The 16431-nt window shown below is 52.6% G+C and carries 12 protein-coding genes; 7 read left to right on the forward strand and 5 right to left on the reverse strand.

Annotation, left to right across the window (positions count from 1 at the left end; translation table 11 throughout):
- Nucleotides 1-60: 60 nt before the first annotated feature.
- Nucleotides 61-1407: a TolC family outer membrane protein gene (locus VSR74_RS08305; RefSeq protein WP_347794223.1), complete on the reverse strand. Its 1347-nt coding sequence runs from the start codon at nt 1405-1407 to the stop codon at nt 61-63.
- Nucleotides 1408-2175: 768 nt separating this feature from the next.
- On the reverse strand, nt 2176-2868 hold the full coding sequence (locus VSR74_RS08310; RefSeq protein ID WP_347794224.1) for a flagellar brake protein: 693 nt from the start codon (nt 2866-2868) through the stop codon (nt 2176-2178).
- 653 nt (nt 2869-3521) lie between these two features.
- Here VSR74_RS08310 and VSR74_RS08315 point away from each other — a divergent pair.
- From VSR74_RS08315 to pqqU, 7 genes are all read left to right on the forward strand, one after another.
- A complete protein-coding gene (locus VSR74_RS08315) occupies nt 3522-4049 on the forward strand; it encodes a fimbrial protein (RefSeq protein ID WP_347794225.1) in 528 nt (175 codons plus the stop codon).
- A 57-nt stretch (nt 4050-4106) separates the two neighbouring features.
- Nucleotides 4107-4793, forward strand: coding sequence for a fimbrial biogenesis chaperone (locus tag VSR74_RS08320; RefSeq protein WP_347794226.1), 687 nt, complete (start codon nt 4107-4109; stop codon nt 4791-4793).
- 12 nt (nt 4794-4805) lie between these two features.
- Nucleotides 4806-7412 carry a fimbria/pilus outer membrane usher protein gene (locus VSR74_RS08325; RefSeq protein ID WP_347794227.1) on the forward strand — a complete coding sequence of 869 codons (2607 nt, stop codon included), beginning with the start codon at nt 4806-4808 and terminating at the stop codon, nt 7410-7412.
- 11 nt (nt 7413-7423) lie between these two features.
- A complete protein-coding gene (locus VSR74_RS08330) occupies nt 7424-8464 on the forward strand; it encodes a fimbrial protein (protein ID WP_347794228.1) in 1041 nt (346 codons plus the stop codon).
- A gap of 19 nt (nt 8465-8483) precedes the next feature.
- Entirely contained in the window at nt 8484-9221 is a 738-nt protein-coding gene (locus tag VSR74_RS08335) for an EAL domain-containing protein (RefSeq protein ID WP_347794229.1), read from the forward strand.
- 478 nt (nt 9222-9699) lie between these two features.
- Entirely contained in the window at nt 9700-11121 is a 1422-nt protein-coding gene (locus tag VSR74_RS08340) for a glucose/sorbosone family PQQ-dependent dehydrogenase (RefSeq protein WP_347794230.1), read from the forward strand.
- Nucleotides 11122-11182: 61 nt separating this feature from the next.
- Nucleotides 11183-13318, forward strand: coding sequence for a TonB-dependent receptor PqqU (gene pqqU / locus VSR74_RS08345; protein WP_411914230.1), 2136 nt, complete (start codon nt 11183-11185; stop codon nt 13316-13318).
- Nucleotides 13319-13984: 666 nt separating this feature from the next.
- Here the strand turns inward: pqqU and VSR74_RS08350 are convergent.
- The 3 genes from VSR74_RS08350 to VSR74_RS08360 are packed head-to-tail and all read right to left on the reverse strand — an operon-like array spanning nt 13985 to nt 16429.
- Nucleotides 13985-14599, reverse strand: a complete 615-nt coding sequence (locus tag VSR74_RS08350; protein ID WP_347794231.1) for a hypothetical protein — start codon at nt 14597-14599, stop codon at nt 13985-13987.
- Nucleotides 14592-15641 (reverse strand): plasmid segregation protein ParM domain-containing protein, encoded by a 1050-nt coding sequence (gene parM / locus VSR74_RS08355; RefSeq protein WP_347794232.1) that lies wholly within the window; start codon nt 15639-15641, stop codon nt 14592-14594. The genes VSR74_RS08350 and parM overlap by 8 nt, the downstream gene beginning before the upstream one ends.
- A gap of 29 nt (nt 15642-15670) precedes the next feature.
- Nucleotides 15671-16429 (reverse strand): C40 family peptidase, encoded by a 759-nt coding sequence (locus VSR74_RS08360; protein WP_347794233.1) that lies wholly within the window; start codon nt 16427-16429, stop codon nt 15671-15673.
- Nucleotides 16430-16431: the final 2 nt, after the last annotated feature.

Genomic DNA, 16431 nt, shown 5'->3' on the forward strand with positions numbered 1-16431 from the left:
AAACACCTGAGAAATCAATCCCATTATTCGCAATCTGGCGCACACTTATTTTTTTGAGTGCTATTTCAGTTCAGGTAGTGTCGAGGTAATGTTTTTTTGAATGCCTACTAACGGTAATAAATTGTCGGTCGCAGCGGCGTAAGTCACCGCCGCACTCCAGCCATCAAAATCGGCAAGCGTTTGTGAATAAGCGGCCTGGTAAACATCCTGTTCAACGCTAAGCAGATCGTTCAGGCTGCGTTTACCCAGCTTGTACTCATCTTTGTAAACCTCACGCGTGCGAATCGCATTGCGATGCTGTAATGCGCCTGCGGCTTCACGCCCCTGTGCCCCACGCCAGTCGGCGGCGGCAACGGAAGCTTTTTGCAGGACATCGAATTTGGCTTGTTCAACCCGCGATGCCGCCATCTTGCGCGCTTCCTGCGCCTGAGCGATACGCGCGGAAACCGCGCCGCCCTGATAGATTGGCGCATCAACCACCACCTGGATTTGGTCATCCCAGTAGTTGCGGTTGCTGGATTCATAACGTGTACGACCGCCGCGAACGCTGACAGACGGCCAGTGTTCGGATTTTGCGCCCTCAACGTTATGACGCGAAGCCTGTTCGCTGGCTTCCGCGGCCATCACGGACGGAATGTAAGAGTATTCAATTTCGGAGATAGGCTTCTGCTCAAGCGCGAGCGACTCAGGCAGAGGACGATAGGTTTTGGCGGTGATCCCGGTCAGGACACCGAAGCGCGCCGTGGCGCTTTCCAGCGCCGCGCGGTACTGCTCGAGCGTCGACTGCATCCCGGCCATGCGGGTTTCGGTTTGCAGCACTTCAGAGCGGGAGTTTAGCCCGGCATTGGCGCGAAACTCAGAGAGCTGACGCACGTTATCGAGCGCTTTCCATCCCTCTTCCGAGACGCGAATCAATGCCTGATAACGCAGGATATCGATATAGGAGAGCGCGGTCTCTTCCGCCACGCTTGTAAAGGTGCTCATTAGCTGGAAACGGTAGCTATCCCGTTGTTTTGATTGCTTATCAATCGAGCTATTGGTACGGCCGAAATCATACACCAGTTGGGTGATGCTCATTCCCCACTGGGCGGAGTTGTTCATGGAGCCGCTGGAATCCGTGGTTCGGCTGTGGCCCGTGCTGCCGGACAGCGCCACCTGAGGAAACCATGCGCTACGCGCTTCATCAACCATTCCCTCTCCTATACCAAGCTGAGCGGCCTGCTCATTGACAGAGGGATCGCGATTCAGTGCAAACAACACACTCTCTTTTAAATCCACCACTGCCGCCTGAGCAATATCTGGCCGATTAGCCCAGGCCGGAGCCGGGGCGGAAATAGCCTGGGAGACTGTTGTCACTAACGTCGCCAGAATAATCAGCGGTAATACAGACCTGTTCAGCCGTGTCATCCTTTTCACCCGTATTGCAATCCTGCGTCATGATCAGATCAACCCAAATAAGTACGATTAACTGGTCATACAAACGCATCACTCAAAAATAGTTATCAAAATTTATGGTTACGCTTTCGTATTATTTTCGTAGAAACAATTCTGGCGTCTTTGTTTCGGCTAATGCAGAAATCTTGCGTGTAATAATTTTCCTAATTTCTATTAAGAAAAATCTAACACAACATTTTCTTGATAGCCACACTAATCATGTAAGAATTATGTTAACGGCATCGCACAATGGGAATAACTGAAATCAGAGAAGGTGAAAAAGTGAAAATAGAAAAATAAATCTATAAATTTCAATTAATTACAATGGTGCGATATCATCTAAAACCAACAAAAAAACATTAAAGATATGCAAACATTATTAAACATAATTAAACAAAGCGACGATTTTAATCATCAAGAAAAATTAATCAATTACGCTTACTGATAATATAAATGAAGGAGTAAAACTGGAAAGCCATGGTTATTTAAGAGGGGGATTCTGTCAGCTAGCGTAATGCTGCGTAAGGAAAATGGCAAGACAACAAAAGGAGTCAGTGGCGGATATAACGACTCGCGATGGCTGATGATTCATCAGTCAGATTTATCTTCGCGCCTTCCGGCTGCAATTTTAAGATAATCGTTTGATTAGCATTACTGCGACAGGGGTCTTTATGGGAAGGGGTCATCTGGCCGGGTCAGCATCTGCGCCACCCGGCAAGAAAGAGAGATCAGGAAAAGGGATTACATCCGATGCAGTCGCTTCTCTTCCAGCAGCAGTTTGATGACAATGCTTTCCAGATTGCGTCGCATCGGGTCGCTGATCCGTTTGAACTGGCAGGAGAGATGCCAGGTCGGCGCATCCCCTTCGCCGGAGGTGGCAATTTTTTCACTGCTCAGTACAAAGAGATCGGCAACAATCGTACCGTGACTACCAAAATCCAGTTCAATATTACGCAACGTCGTGCGGGCAAGCGTTAGCGCACGCTCACCATCTTCCACCAGCAGCGCACATCCCCCCGGTGAGAGATCTTTAATCCGAAACTGATAGTGGAGACCGTCGTTAAACTTTCCCTGGGCAAAAAAACAGCGGCGTTCACGGAACAGTAACCGCGGATGTTTACGTCGCTGGGTCACGTTAATGACTTCGGGATAGTGAATATAGAGCCAGCGAATCCCGTCACAGGAGATGAGTTCGGGGGTGGCGACATGAAACTCGAATTTTCCACTATCGGCAAAGATCTCAACCTCGAGTTCGTCTTGCTCGGGGGGGAGCCCTTCCCAGGGAACATAGAAGCCAGCGGCATCCAGCTTTTGGATTTTACAAAAGACGTCGGACTTTTTGGTATGTATATCAACCAGACATCCTTTTTTGAGCGCTTCGCGAATAATCGCGACACTCTCAAATAAACCCTGTCTAACGTATGATTCTTCCATATTTTTATTGACCAGAGGAAACCACGCTCAACCGTACAAACAGGGTTAAACGAGTATGCCTTTAAGCTATTGCTAAGTGAAAAAATACGCCTCATCCCCATAGCGGTTGCGTGCCATAAATAGGTTGAGTCGTTGCAATTGTGTCGGGCAATATCGGAACATATCCAGGCAACTGTATTGAATATGTGAAATATCTGTTAAGGCGTAAAATTATTGTTTAAAAACGCAGAGGCCTGAGCATGCGTGATTTGACTCTTTTTGTTAAAAAAGGATTTTTTTGCTTTTCATTTATATGGCGGCTGATTTTATCAGAATAGCTAATCTATTCTTATTGCTTTTATCTATCAATTCATTCGATTTAATTGATTGATACAGTATCGCTATTCATTCTCATTTAAGGGATATCTTACCCTAACTTACGAATATTCCAGGTTTTTTCTGATAACCCATAAATAACAGCTTCAATCAACTGTTTCTACCTATCAATTCCAACCCATTAAATTATTAAAACAATACTTGTAACTAAAGTGTTGCTGTAAATTCCTTTGCACTCAACCTCGCCAGCACTGGCTGGTTGCGCGCCTGAACGCACTGCATTCACTTCAGTGCCAAACAACTTATGTCGTTTTTCAAGAAATATACATGGAGTTAAAATGAATAAGAAACTGCTGCCTGTCGCGGCACTCATTATTTCCGCATCTGCAATGAATGCTTATGCAGTCAATGGCACCGTCAAATTTACCGGCGAAATTATTGAATCCACCTGTACTGTGACCTCTGGCGACCAGAATAAAGATGTTTTCATCGGTAAATACCCAACCAGCGCTTTCACCACCACCGGTGATGTGACCGCATCAAAATCCTTCACTATCAACCTGGAAAAATGTGAAGCGGGTGACTACTCCCTGCGCTTCGATGCTCCAACCGTTGCTGGCAACCCGAACCTGCTCGCTGTTGATAGCGCAGGCGGCGTAGGTATCGAAATCCTGACTAACGACGAAAAAATTATCCCGATTAACCAGGATTCCGACAGCAACTCCCCATGGGTTAACGTTGCAACCAGCGGCGACGCTACCGGCACCGCCACTTTTAACCTGAAAGCACGTTACAAATCATTTATGGACAAAGTGACCGCTGGTACCGCAAACGCCAACGCCACCTTCACCATCGAATACAAATAATTACGGATAACGAATGTTAGCCACGGATGGCTAATTAATTTTAACTGGGTTGGGTAAATGAAAAAAATAGTCGCCGCCTTATTACTGCTGGCATCCTTAGATGCATTTGCGGGTATCCAGGTTGATCAAACGCGCGTGATTTATAACGGCAATGAAAAATCTGCCGCACTGTCCATTCATAACGATACGGATGAAACATGGATGGTACAAACCTGGCTGGATACCGGAGATTCATCAGCAACGCCAACGAATTTACCGATGCAGGCTATCCCCCCCATTTTAAAACTGGCGGGTAATAAAGACGCTATTTTGCGGTTTGTTTACTCCGGTACGGGGCTCCCCACCGATCGTGAAACCGTGTACTGGGTCAACGTTCAGGAAATTCCCCCCGCATCAAAACAGGAGAACGTGCTGCAAATTGCTATTCGCACTCGCGTGAAACTGTTTTATCGCCCGACAGCATTGAAAACCACGCTGCAAAAAGAGGTAGAAGCGCTGAGCTGGCAAAAACAGGGTAATCAACTGGTGGTCACGAATAAAGGCCCGCTGCATATCACCTTTGGCACGCTGACCCTGAAAAGCGGCACCAGCAAAACCTGGAAAGTGAATGCCGACATGGTTAAGCCAATGGACTCCTTACGGATCAACTTACCGGCGGGTGCCTCCATCGCCGATCAGCTCTCTTTCACCTTTATTAATGATTTTGGCGGACACACGGAAATTAAAGACATCCGCCTGCAATAAGGGAACAGCACAATGGCCAGTCATAAGATAAGGACAACGCCTGCACGTCTGGCGCAACGGATTCGTTGCGCCGTCTACGTATCATCGATGCCATTGTTGGCGACGCCGTTTGTTAATGCGGAAGAACAGTTCAACACTTCGTTTATTCACGGGGCAGGTAATGCCTCGCTTGTGCAAAGCTTATCCAGCAGCGATGACATCCTGCCGGGTCACTATCCCTTTGATATTTATCTGAATAAAGTTCGCGTTGATCACCGTGACGTTGAATTTAAAAAAGATGGCCCGAATACTCCCGGCTATTTTTGTTTAGATGCAGATAGCTTCCGTCAATATGGCGTTATGGTGCCAGACACGGCGGGCAGCAGCGCGTGTTACGATCTGGTCAAAGGGATCCCCGGCAGCAGCGTGAGCTGGAATGCGGCACTCCAGGAACTGGATATTTCCATTCCGCAGACACAACTGGAACCCCGCCCGCAGGGTGCCATCTCACCGCTCGTTTATGACGATGGCATCAATGCCGCGTTCACCAACTATGCCTACAGCGGCAGCCATTCTCGCTACAGCAGCAACGGTTCGAAACGCGATAACGATTACTCCTTCCTGACGCTGAATAACGGTATTAACCTTGGCGCGTGGCGTTTTCGCAATAACTCGACCGTCTCGAAAGAGAGCGGGCAAAATGCGAAGTGGAGCCCGGTGTCCAGTTGGGCAGAAACGGATATTATTCCCTGGCGCAGCCGCGTGCTGATTGGCCAGAGCAACACCAACAATAACGTCTTTGATAGCTTCCAGTTCCGCGGTATGCAGCTCTCCAGCGTGCCGGAAATGCTGCCGGAAAGTCGTCGCGGCTATGCGCCGGTGGTGCGTGGCGTCGCCAATAGCAACGCCCGCGTTGAAGTGCGCCAGAACGGATATACCGTCTACAGCACCGTGGTGCCGCCGGGGCCCTTTGCCCTGAGCGATATTCACCCCAGCACGCTGAGCGGCGACCTTGACGTCACGGTCATTGAGGCCGATGGCTCGCGCCATCACTTCACGCTCCCCTACTCCTCCGTGCCGAATATGCTGCGCGAAGGCATTTGGGAGTATCAGGTTACCGCCGGGAAATATCACGACGGCACCACCGATTACACACCGAACTTTATTCAGGGCACCATTTCGCACGGCGCAGGCTGGGATTTAACCCCTTATGGCGGGATGATTGTGGCCGAACACTACCGCTCCGGGGTGCTTGGCATCGGTAAAAATATGGGCGAGTACGGCGCAGCATCCGTTGATGCCGCGTGGTCTGACACCGATCTCGCCTCCGGTGACAGCAAACGCGGCGCCAGCGTCCGTTTCCTGTACTCAAAATCTCTGAATACCCTCGGCACGGAGTTACAAATCGCGGGCTACCGTTACTCCACTTCAGGCTTCTATGATTTCTCCGACGCAGTCACTGAACGTTCTAACTGGAAAAACGGCTTCTATCAGAACGAGTATTACGATCAGGAAGGCGATAACAGCGGCGCACCGTCGTGGGCTACGCAGAATCAGCGTCGCCGTTATTACGAATCCATGCGCTACAACAACAAACGTCAGCGCGTTGAATTGACCGTCAACCAGCACGTTGCAGGCGCATCGTTATACGCCACCTTCAACCGCCAGAACTACTGGAACACGTCGTCCTACGACCGCACGATCCAGACCGGGATCAACACCAACTGGAAATCGGTCAACTACAGCCTGTTCTATCAAAGCAGCCGCAGTAACTATGGCTACAGCGATAACAGCGTCAACCTTAGCGTTTCGATTCCGTTCAACATCTTTGACCACGATCATCAGACAGTGGCGACCTTTAACGCCTCGCACAGCAAACAGAGCGGCAGCGGCTACACCGCCGGCCTCAGCGGTTCGCTGCTTGATGACAATCGCATGAATTACTTTGTACAGAGTGGCCACTCGCAATACGGCGGCGATACCAGCGTCGCGAACCTCGGCTATATGGGCAGCATGGGTAACGTGGCGCTGGGCTACAACTACAACAACAACTATCAGCAGACGTCCCTCAACGTTTCTGGTGGCGTAGTGGCGCATTCCGGAGGCGTAACGCTTTCGCAGCCGCTACAAAACACCTTTGTTCTGGTCAAAGCGCCGGGCGCACAAGGCGTGCGTCTGGAAAACCAGCCAGGGGTGGCAATTGACCGGTTTGGCTATGCGGTGTTGACCTCTGCAATGCCGTATCGCCACAACCGCGTCGCATTGCGCACGTCAGATATTGGCAACGGGGTGGAGATCCCGCTGGCGGCTAAAGATATTGTGCCAACCCAGCGCGCCATTGGCCGTATCGAATTTGAAACCCATCTCGGCCACAGCCTGCTTCTGCACCTCAAACTGGCGGACGGCTCCACGCCGATGATTAGCGCCAATATCTTCAATCAGCAGGGCAGCAATGTCGGTGTCGTCGGCACGCGCGGCGAAGCCTATGTCACCGGTATCGAGAGCGGCGAACGCCTGCGGGTGAAATGGGGAGACGATGACAGCGCTTCCTGCCTCATCGCGATACCGGAACTGCCGCCTGTCGATCCCGCTCAACCCGGTGGTTACCAGGTTGTCTCTCTTACCTGTAACCGGAACTAAGGAATTTAACCATGTGGATTGTTAACCCACCGCCGCGTATCGGGCTGCTTTTACTGCTTTTGTCCGCAGCACTATTCTCCACCAGCAGCTATGCGCTGACCTGCAAACGCGCCAATGACGGCAGCGTTGAGCAGCTTATAACCCTGGATCATCAAATCAATGTTTCCACGGCGAATCTGGCGCCGAACACGGTGCTTTGGCGCTCGCAGACGTTTACTTCCACGTTCAAATGCACCGATACCAATAACCACCCGAAGGGCGAAGATGCCTACCTGTGGTGGGATCCCGATCGTCAGATGTCTGCAATCCACAACTCGCTGGAAGTGGGCGTGACTTTCCTCGGCAGTGATATCAACCCCACGAAAATTAAAAGCACCGACATCGGCCCCGGCACGGTATGTGATCCGGCGTTTAATGGACGGTGCAGGCCGCCGGCGCTTCCCCAGACAATCACCGCCACCTATGCCATCTATATCAAGGCGACGGGCAATCCCCCGCCGTCCACCGGCACTATCACCGATCAAAGTAAATATGCGGTCTTTCAGGTCGATGGCGAAGGCGGCTTAAACAACCAGCCTAACAGCAACTTCCGCGTCTATGTCTCCGGCCTCGGGAATATCAAATTTATCTCCTGTAGCCCAAAAATTACCGTCTCCGCCAACAACGGTGAAACGGTCAATTTCGGTGCCATTCCGGCGCGTAATGCGGCGGTTGGCAAGATTGAAAAGCAGGTGCCTTTTAGCATTCGCGCCGATCTCACCGGCCAGGGCCAGGATTGTGAAAAGCAGACGCTGATGGCTAGCTTCAGCACCACTTACCCCACTCAGGACAATCAGTTGATCCTGCCGGAATCAACCAGCGGCTTCGGGATTTTACTCTCCCGCGCCGATTCACCGAGCACCTGGATTAGCATGAACACGCCAACGGAACTGGGTTACGTCAACGGCAGCATCGTAGAAAGTAATTTTCTCGCCAGCCTGAAATGGCTGAGTGCAACGCCGAAAGTGGGCAAATTCAACGCGTCAGCAAATATTGACGTCACCTTTAAATAAACCAGAGAACGACCACGCAATGCTACAGACCACCGCTGAACCCACCGGGTTGCGCTATGTTTTTCAGCCGATGTTTGACCGTAATGGCAAGATGATTGCCGCTGAGTGTCTGACCCGGTTTGCGCAGGGCTCCCCGGAGATGCCCCTCTCCGTGGAGCAGTTCTTTAGCGAAGCGCCCGCCGAACTGCGCGCCCGTATTTTGCAGGAGCAAATTGAACTGGTGAAACGCTACCAGGAGTGGTTTCAGCAAAATAACGTGATGGTCACGCTCAATGTGGATGAGTCCACTCTGCATATGCTGAACGATGATTTTATTATCGATTGCGTTAAAACCATCGGCTGCCTCCATTTCGAGGTCAGCGAATTTTCCAGCACCCTGGTGAAACGCTCGCCCGCCATCGATGCGCTGGCCGATAAATACTCATTCTGGCTGGATGATTTTGGCGCGGGCTACGCCGGGTTTGGCGCACTGGCGATGCAGTCATTCCGCTTTATTAAGATGGATAAAAATCTGTTGTGGGATTTACGCGAAAAGAAAAACGGTCAGCAGTTGATGGCATCGCTGCTGCACTTTTTTAGCGCCAACCACTATCAGGTCATTGTCGAAGGCATTGAAACACCGGAGCATGTGCACTGGCTTAATGATATGCCGTGGTTCGCTTTGCAGGGGCTACTGTGGCAAGAGCAGAGCATTGAAGCGCTGATCGCCTCTTACCCCTCTCCCGTCGCACTCAATAACCTCGCCACCCAGCATTAACGCCCCCGGTTGTATTCATAACAAACGCAATGCCGACCATGGTCGCATTGCGTTTTTACATTAATTCAATTTATTATTAACACAACATTAAGAAACAAACTATTATAGTTAATACCTCTGCGGCACTATTATTCAGATATTTCCCTCTTCACCCGCCGTAAATACCAATAAAAAAATGAGACAACTCATTCAAAAAATTTAAATAGAAAAATATTAAAAACATATGATCATTCATTATGATAGCTATCTTCAATCAATAGCATTCAATCGTGAGAATATTAAGCATTGACAACACGCAGCGCTACGATGAATTAATGAATTTACTAAGCTTTATTCTTTTTCGCTATTAACAGCAGTGGAAAGATAACTCTCCACACAACTTGTCACAATTTGACAAACTGTTACCCACAGATAATATTTATTCCATCCCGATAGCCTCAGATAAATCTGACGCTATATCTATGGTATGGAGCAAGCAATGTTAAATAATAAGACCAAACGAATCAGCCAGGCTGTGGCGTTATCCCTCGCCCTGTGTGGTGTCAGCTATGCAGCAAGCCACGCGTCATCGGCAAAACACCCGGAAGTGCAGGCCAATGAGCCGTTTTCAGCCCATGTGCTGATCAGCGGACTGGATGCGCCGTGGGATATGGTGTGGGGGCCGGATGGTTATTTGTGGGTGACTGAGCGTAAAGCCGCGTCTATCGATCGTATCGACCCGAAAACCGGCGAGAAAAAAGTCGCCATTACCCTGAGCGGTGTTCATGTTGGGCCTCAGCATGAAGGCGTTCTCGGCCTGGCATTATCGCCGAAATTTATGCAAGCGGGTGGTGATAATTATGTTTACACCGCTTACACCTATATGAACGGTAATGAAGAACACGCCAAAATCGTTCGTCTGGAATATGATGAAAAAACCCAAAAACTGGGTAACGAAAAAGAGATCCTGGCCGGTTTCCCGGCGGGGAATGACCACAATGGTGGGCGTCTGCGCTTTGGGCCGGATGGTAAACTCTATTACACCATTGGCGAACAAGGGCATAACCAGGGCGCGAATTTCTGCAAACCGATCGATGCACAGCGTATTCCAACTGAGGAAGAGCTGAAAAATAAAAACTACGCCGCTTATGCCGGTAAAGTTCTGCGTCTGAATATTGACGGGACGATCCCGGAAGATAACCCGGTTATTCATGGTATTAAGAGCCACCTGTTTACCTACGGTCATCGTAACCCGCAAGGGCTGGTATTCGTCGGTAATACCCTTTACGCCTCCGAACAGGGGCCGTCATCTGACGATGAGCTGAACATTCTTGAAGCGGGCGGTAACTACGGCTGGCCGCACGTTGCTGGTTTCCAGGACGATCAGGCTTATGTCTATGCCAACTACTCGAAGGCCGAGAACTGCCCGTCTCTGACCTGGGATCCGAACCATATTCCGGCAGGGGTACCGGTGCAGAAAGAGAGCGAGTGGAAAGCCGCCGACTTTAAAGCGCCAGTCAAAACCTTCTTCACCGTCAAAGGGGGCTACACCTATAACGATGCCAGTTGCAGCGCGGATTCTGCGTACATTTGTTGGCCGACTATTTCACCGTCAAGCGTAACGTACTACCCGGCGGATGGTGTCATCAAAAGCTGGCGCAACTCCATCATCGTAAGCTCGATGAAAAACGGCGCACTTTATCGCGTACCGTTGAATGCGGATAAGAAAGACGTACAGGGTGATGTGGCGAAATACTTCCACACCGCAAACCGCTACCGTATGGCGGTGGTCAGCCCGGATACCCGCAAAATCTTCGTGGCGACCGATAACTTCGGTAACGTGATGGATGAGTCCAATCATCCGACCCACAATCTGAGCAATCCGGGTTCGATTATCGTCTTCGAATATACCGGTAAGTAATGCGCCTCCAGGCGGGCACACTGGCCCGCCTGTTTTTTCTTCTCTGATAGAAATTTGCCTCATGAAATTAACTCTGCCCCTCTCCGGGCTGGCGGCCTCTTTTGCGCTGGCTCCGGTTTCATGCGTTTATGCGCAGGATGCCACCTCCGACGCCATGGCGGCTGACGGAGAACAAACCATGATTGTGAGCGCGGCGGCCAGCTCCGGGCTCTCGGCACTCGAGACACCCGCTGCCGTCTCTGTGGATTACGGCGATGACATCCGTCATGCCGCCCCACGAATTAATCTCTCTGAAGGTCTGGCCGACGTACCGGGCCTGCAAATTCAAAACAGACAAAATTTCGCCCAGGACTTACAGATGTCGATTCGCGGCTTTGGCGCGCGTTCGACCTTCGGCATTCGCGGTTTGCGTCTGTATGTCGACGGCATTCCGGCGACCATGCCGGACGGCCAGGGACAGTTATCCAGTATCGATATTGGTTCAATTGACCATGTCGAGGTGCTGCGTGGCCCCTTCTCCGCCCTTTACGGCAACGCATCCGGCGGCGTGGTCAATGTCGAAACCGAAACCGGCCGTCAGCCCGCCACCATTGAAAGCAGTAACTATTACGGCAGCTTCGGCACCTGGCGCACCGGGTTAAAAGCCACCGGCGCGCCAGGCGATGGCACGCAGGTCGGCGATGTGAATTACACCGTCTCCAGCAGCCGCTTCTCAACGCACGGTTTTCGCGATAACAGCGCGGCGCATAAAAACCTGCTCAACGCCAAACTGGGCGTGAAGGTCAATGACACGGGCAGCCTGACGCTGCAACTCAACAGCGTGGACATCACCGCGGACGACCCCGGCGGCTTAACCCACGAGGAGTGGAAATCGAACCCGGCGCAGGCGCCTCGCGGCGAGCAGTACCGCACGCGTAAAACCGTCAAGCAGACCCAGGCCGGGCTGCGTTATCAGCAGGGATTAAGCGATCATGATGACCTGAGCATTATGACCTGGGCCGGGATCAGGGAAACCGTGCAATACCAGTCCATTCCCTACTTTGTCCAGCAGCGCAGCGAAACCCATCCGGGCGGCGTGATCGATTTAACCCGCCGCTATCAGGGCATTGATACGCGCTGGACGCACCACGAAGCGCGTTACGCCATCACTACCGGTCTCGACTATGAGACGATGACCGAGCAGCGTAAAGGCTATGAAAACTTCGTCTATCAGAACGGTCATTACGATCTGGGCACGAAGGGCGACATGCGCCGCAACGAACGCAACCTGATGTGGAACCTCGACCCCTATATTCAGACCAACTGGCAGCTTACGTCAGCCCTGAGTCTGGATGCCGGGGTGCGCTACAGTTCGGTGTGGTTCGACTCCAACGACCATTACATTGTCGGTAAAAACGGGAACGACAGCGGCGAAGCGAGCTATCACAAATGGCTTCCGGCAGCGGCGCTGAAATATGCCATCATGCCGACGTGGAACGTCTATCTCTCCGCCGGGCGCGGCTTCGAAACGCCGACCATTAACGAACTCTCATATCGGCCGGACGGACAGTCGGGGCTTAACTTTGGCTTGCAGCCCGCCACCAACACCACGGTGGAAGTAGGCAGTAAATGGCAGGTCGGCACCGGGCTTGCCAGCCTGGCGCTGTTTAATACGGATACCAAAGACGAAATCGTTGTGGCGTCGAGCGACAATGGGCGTACCTCTTACCAGAACGCCGGCAAAACGCGCCGCCGCGGCGTAGAACTGGCCTGGGATCAGCAGTTTGCCACCGCCTGGCGCGCGAAACTCGCCTGGACATGGCTTGACGCGACCTACCGTGAAGACGCCAGCAGCACCATTCAGAGCGGCAACCGCATTCCGGGAATTGCCCGTAACAGCGTCTTCGCCTCCCTGGGCTGGGTGCCGGATGAGGGGTGGTACGCAGGCGCGGAAATGCGTTACATGAGCGACATTCAGGCCAATGATGCCAACACGGCGCAGGCTCCGGCCTACACCGTGACCGCACTGAACAGCGGCTACAAGTTTGTCGCGGATAACTGGGTGGTGGATGTTTATACCCGCGTCGATAACCTGTTTGATAAGGATTATGTAGGGTCTGTGATTGTTAACGAAAGCAATGGTCGTTATTACGAACCGGCGCCGGGTCGCAATTACGGGGTGGGATTATCGGTGAGTTATTTGTTTGATGCGATGTAAGCGGGTGGGGGTGTTTTCCCCTCACCCTAACCCTCTCCCCAAAGGGGCGAGGGGACGGATTGTGCACAGTTGCTAAGTTCTGCGCCGGTTTTCTCCCTCACCCTAACCCTCTCCCCAAAGGGGAGAGGGGACGGATTGTGCACAGTTGTTAAGTTCTGCGCCGGTTTTCCCCCTCTCCCTGTGGGAGAGGGCCGGGGTGAGGGCATCAGCGCGCACATTTCCCCCTCACCCTAACCCTCTCCCCAAAGGGGCGAGGGGACGGATTGTGCACAGTTGTTAAGTTCCGCGCTGGTTTTCTCCCTCTCCCTGTGGGAGAGGGCCGGGGTGAGGGTATCGGTGCACACAGTTCCCCCTCACCCTAACCCTCTCCCCAAAGGGGCGAGGGGACGGATTGTGCACAGTTGCTAAGTTCCGCACTGGTTTTCTCCCTCTCCCTGTGGGAGAGGGGACGGATTGTGCACAGTTGTCAAGTTCCGCGCTGGTTTTCTCCCTCTCCCTGTGGGAGAGGGCCGGGGTGAGGGCATCAGCGCGCACATTTCCCCCTCATCCTAACCCTCTCCCTCAAGGGAGAGGGGACGGATTGTGCACAGTTGTTAAGTTCTGCGCCGGTTTTCCCCCTCTCCCCTTTGGGGAGAGGGCCGGGGTGAGGGGACTGATCGACGTGGCCTAAAATATCCCTTTCTGCTTAATCTGCTTCATCTTCTGTGACTGATTCTCAAGGGTGCGCAAATCCACCTCTTCCGCCCCGCTCGCTTTTACGCTTGCGGGTGCTGCGCGTCCGGATATCCGCAACTGTTGCAGCAACAGATTTTGTTGCTCCAGCAAGCCCTTAAGCTGGGCGATTTCGCTGCGCATTGCGGAGAGTTCCTCCTCGCCTTTGGGCTGTCGCTGTGCCGCATCAGACATCAACGCGCGCATCTGGCGAAGCTGCTGCTTGCTGAACTCCGGGTTGTACTCCTGCGGTTCTGGCGGTGCGACAGGCAGTAGCTGCCCTGCGCTCAGTTCCGCACATAGCTCGTCCAGCGTCAGCGCTTCCCGGCCTATCGACTCGGCTATATGGCTGCAAAGCTGCGGATTCAGCATCTGCAACTGCAGCCCGGCCAGATAGACATTGCGGTGAAAACGACGGATTTCCATGCTGGTATCGCTGCTGTTTCCCCCGGCGTTATTGGTTTCTTCATGCCACTTTTTCAGGTGCAGCATCGCGCGCAGATCCGCGCGCGAATGTTCCGGCGACAAATGCAGGGAGAGATTAACCCGGCGAATTTGCCTGTTACTCATCGTCACCCACCTCAACCATCTGCGGCGCGGCTACCTGCTCAACGCCGCTTTCCGCATGATAGAGGCAAATTTCACGCGACAGCGCGCTTTGCGGGTTTTCAATCGTCACCACGCGTTCGCCAAGGGTCGCATAGGTCTGGCGCACGGCGGATTCAATCAGATGCGCCCCGCCGCCTACCAGATAAACCCGGTTCGGGTTTTTGGCGAACTTCTTCGCTTCATACGCCACCTGGTCGCCCAGTTCCTGAATTTTAATCGCCACTCGCTCCAGAATATCGTCAATGCGCGACTCATCGTTGATCACGCTTTTGACAAATGCCATGTCATGACGGCGCTTAATCAGTTCGTTCGCCACCAGATAGCTGGAGTCGCTGTCGGCCGCCGCCAGCAATTTACGCGTCGCGTCCGTGACCATCGCCACGCCGATTTCGTTATTACCGTAAATTGCGGACACATCATCAAATTCACCGACGATCACCCCCATATCCAGCGTGGTGCCGCCGCAGTCGATCACCAGTGATTTGGTAAACTCATTAACGTTCGAGTTCAGCAGATGCGACAGCGCCGCAGGCAGGCTCTCCGGCATCACCTGGACATCCACAATGCGGAACAGCTCGCCTTTGTTGAGTGAAATCTCACGCATCAGGTTACGGCGCTTTGCTTCGATACGACTTTCATTACGCTGGCAGTCGTCCGGGTTGTAGAACTGGGTAATCGGCAGCGTCACCACAATCTCCACATCACACGGCGCCATACCGGTTTGCAGCAGCGCGTGATGCACCGCCAGCAGGTTCAGATCGTCATACTGGTAGTCGATGTGCGTGGTGGAGAGTGCTTTATCGGAGGTGGCGTCGTAGGTGTATTTGGTGGTGCCGATGGTGTAGTTGTACACCGACTGGCCGCGCAGCAGCGCCGCACTCTTCCAGTCTTTGCGAAACGAGTTCGGCGAAACGACGGTTTTCAGCGTGCCATTGTCAATCCAGCTAATTTTGACGTTAGTGGAGCCATCATCAATGGCAAATTTCATACGCGTTGCGGTCATGGGTTATATCTCAATCTAAAGGGTATGCTTTACAGCGCCGCGTCATCGCTAAGGATACGGCGCGCGCCAAGGTAGTGTGATTGCCAGAAATTGTCGGAAAGCTGGCTAATCCGGATCTTCAGCCCGGTGCGCGGGGCTTCAATAAATTTGTCATCGCCAAGGTAGACGCCAACGTGGTCGGCACCGGGGCGCTGGTTAATGTTGAAAAACACCAGGTCGCCGTTGCGCAGTTTGTCTTTACGAACCGCCTTCAGGTGATTGGCCTGATACATTTCATTCGCCGTGCGCGGCAGTTTGCGCTCCAGCACCGCGTTATAGGCATAGAACACCAGCCCGCTACAATCGAAGCCTTCGACGGGCGTTTTGCCGCCCCAGACATAGGGCTTACCAAGCTGGTTTTGCAGGCGCTGCAACACCGTGCGCAACTTGGCCGCGCGCTGCAAGGCTTCACGGGTGACAGGTGCATCTTCATCCAGCGTGCGTTCCCACAGCGCGTCAACGTGCCCGGGCCGCCAGCGCGGGTGCATCGCCAGCATTTCGCGGTTTTGCAGGCGTATCGCCCGTTTTTGCTCCGCTTCCCGACGCTTTTGCTCAGGCGTTAAGGGCACGGTGACGGCACGCTTTTTAGCGCTGGCCTTCAGCCGCAGTCGCGCCTGTTTACGTGCCAGTTCAGCACGTTCGGATGACGGCTGCGGCCTGGCGTCACTGCAACCCGGATACATCAGCATCAACAAAAAGAGTGCCGGGAGGAGAGGCACAAACTGGAAAGAAGAGTAAAAACGTTTCACCG

It is taken from the genome of Pseudocitrobacter cyperus (assembly GCF_039889165.1).
GTDB lineage: Bacteria > Pseudomonadota > Gammaproteobacteria > Enterobacterales > Enterobacteriaceae > Pseudocitrobacter > Pseudocitrobacter cyperus.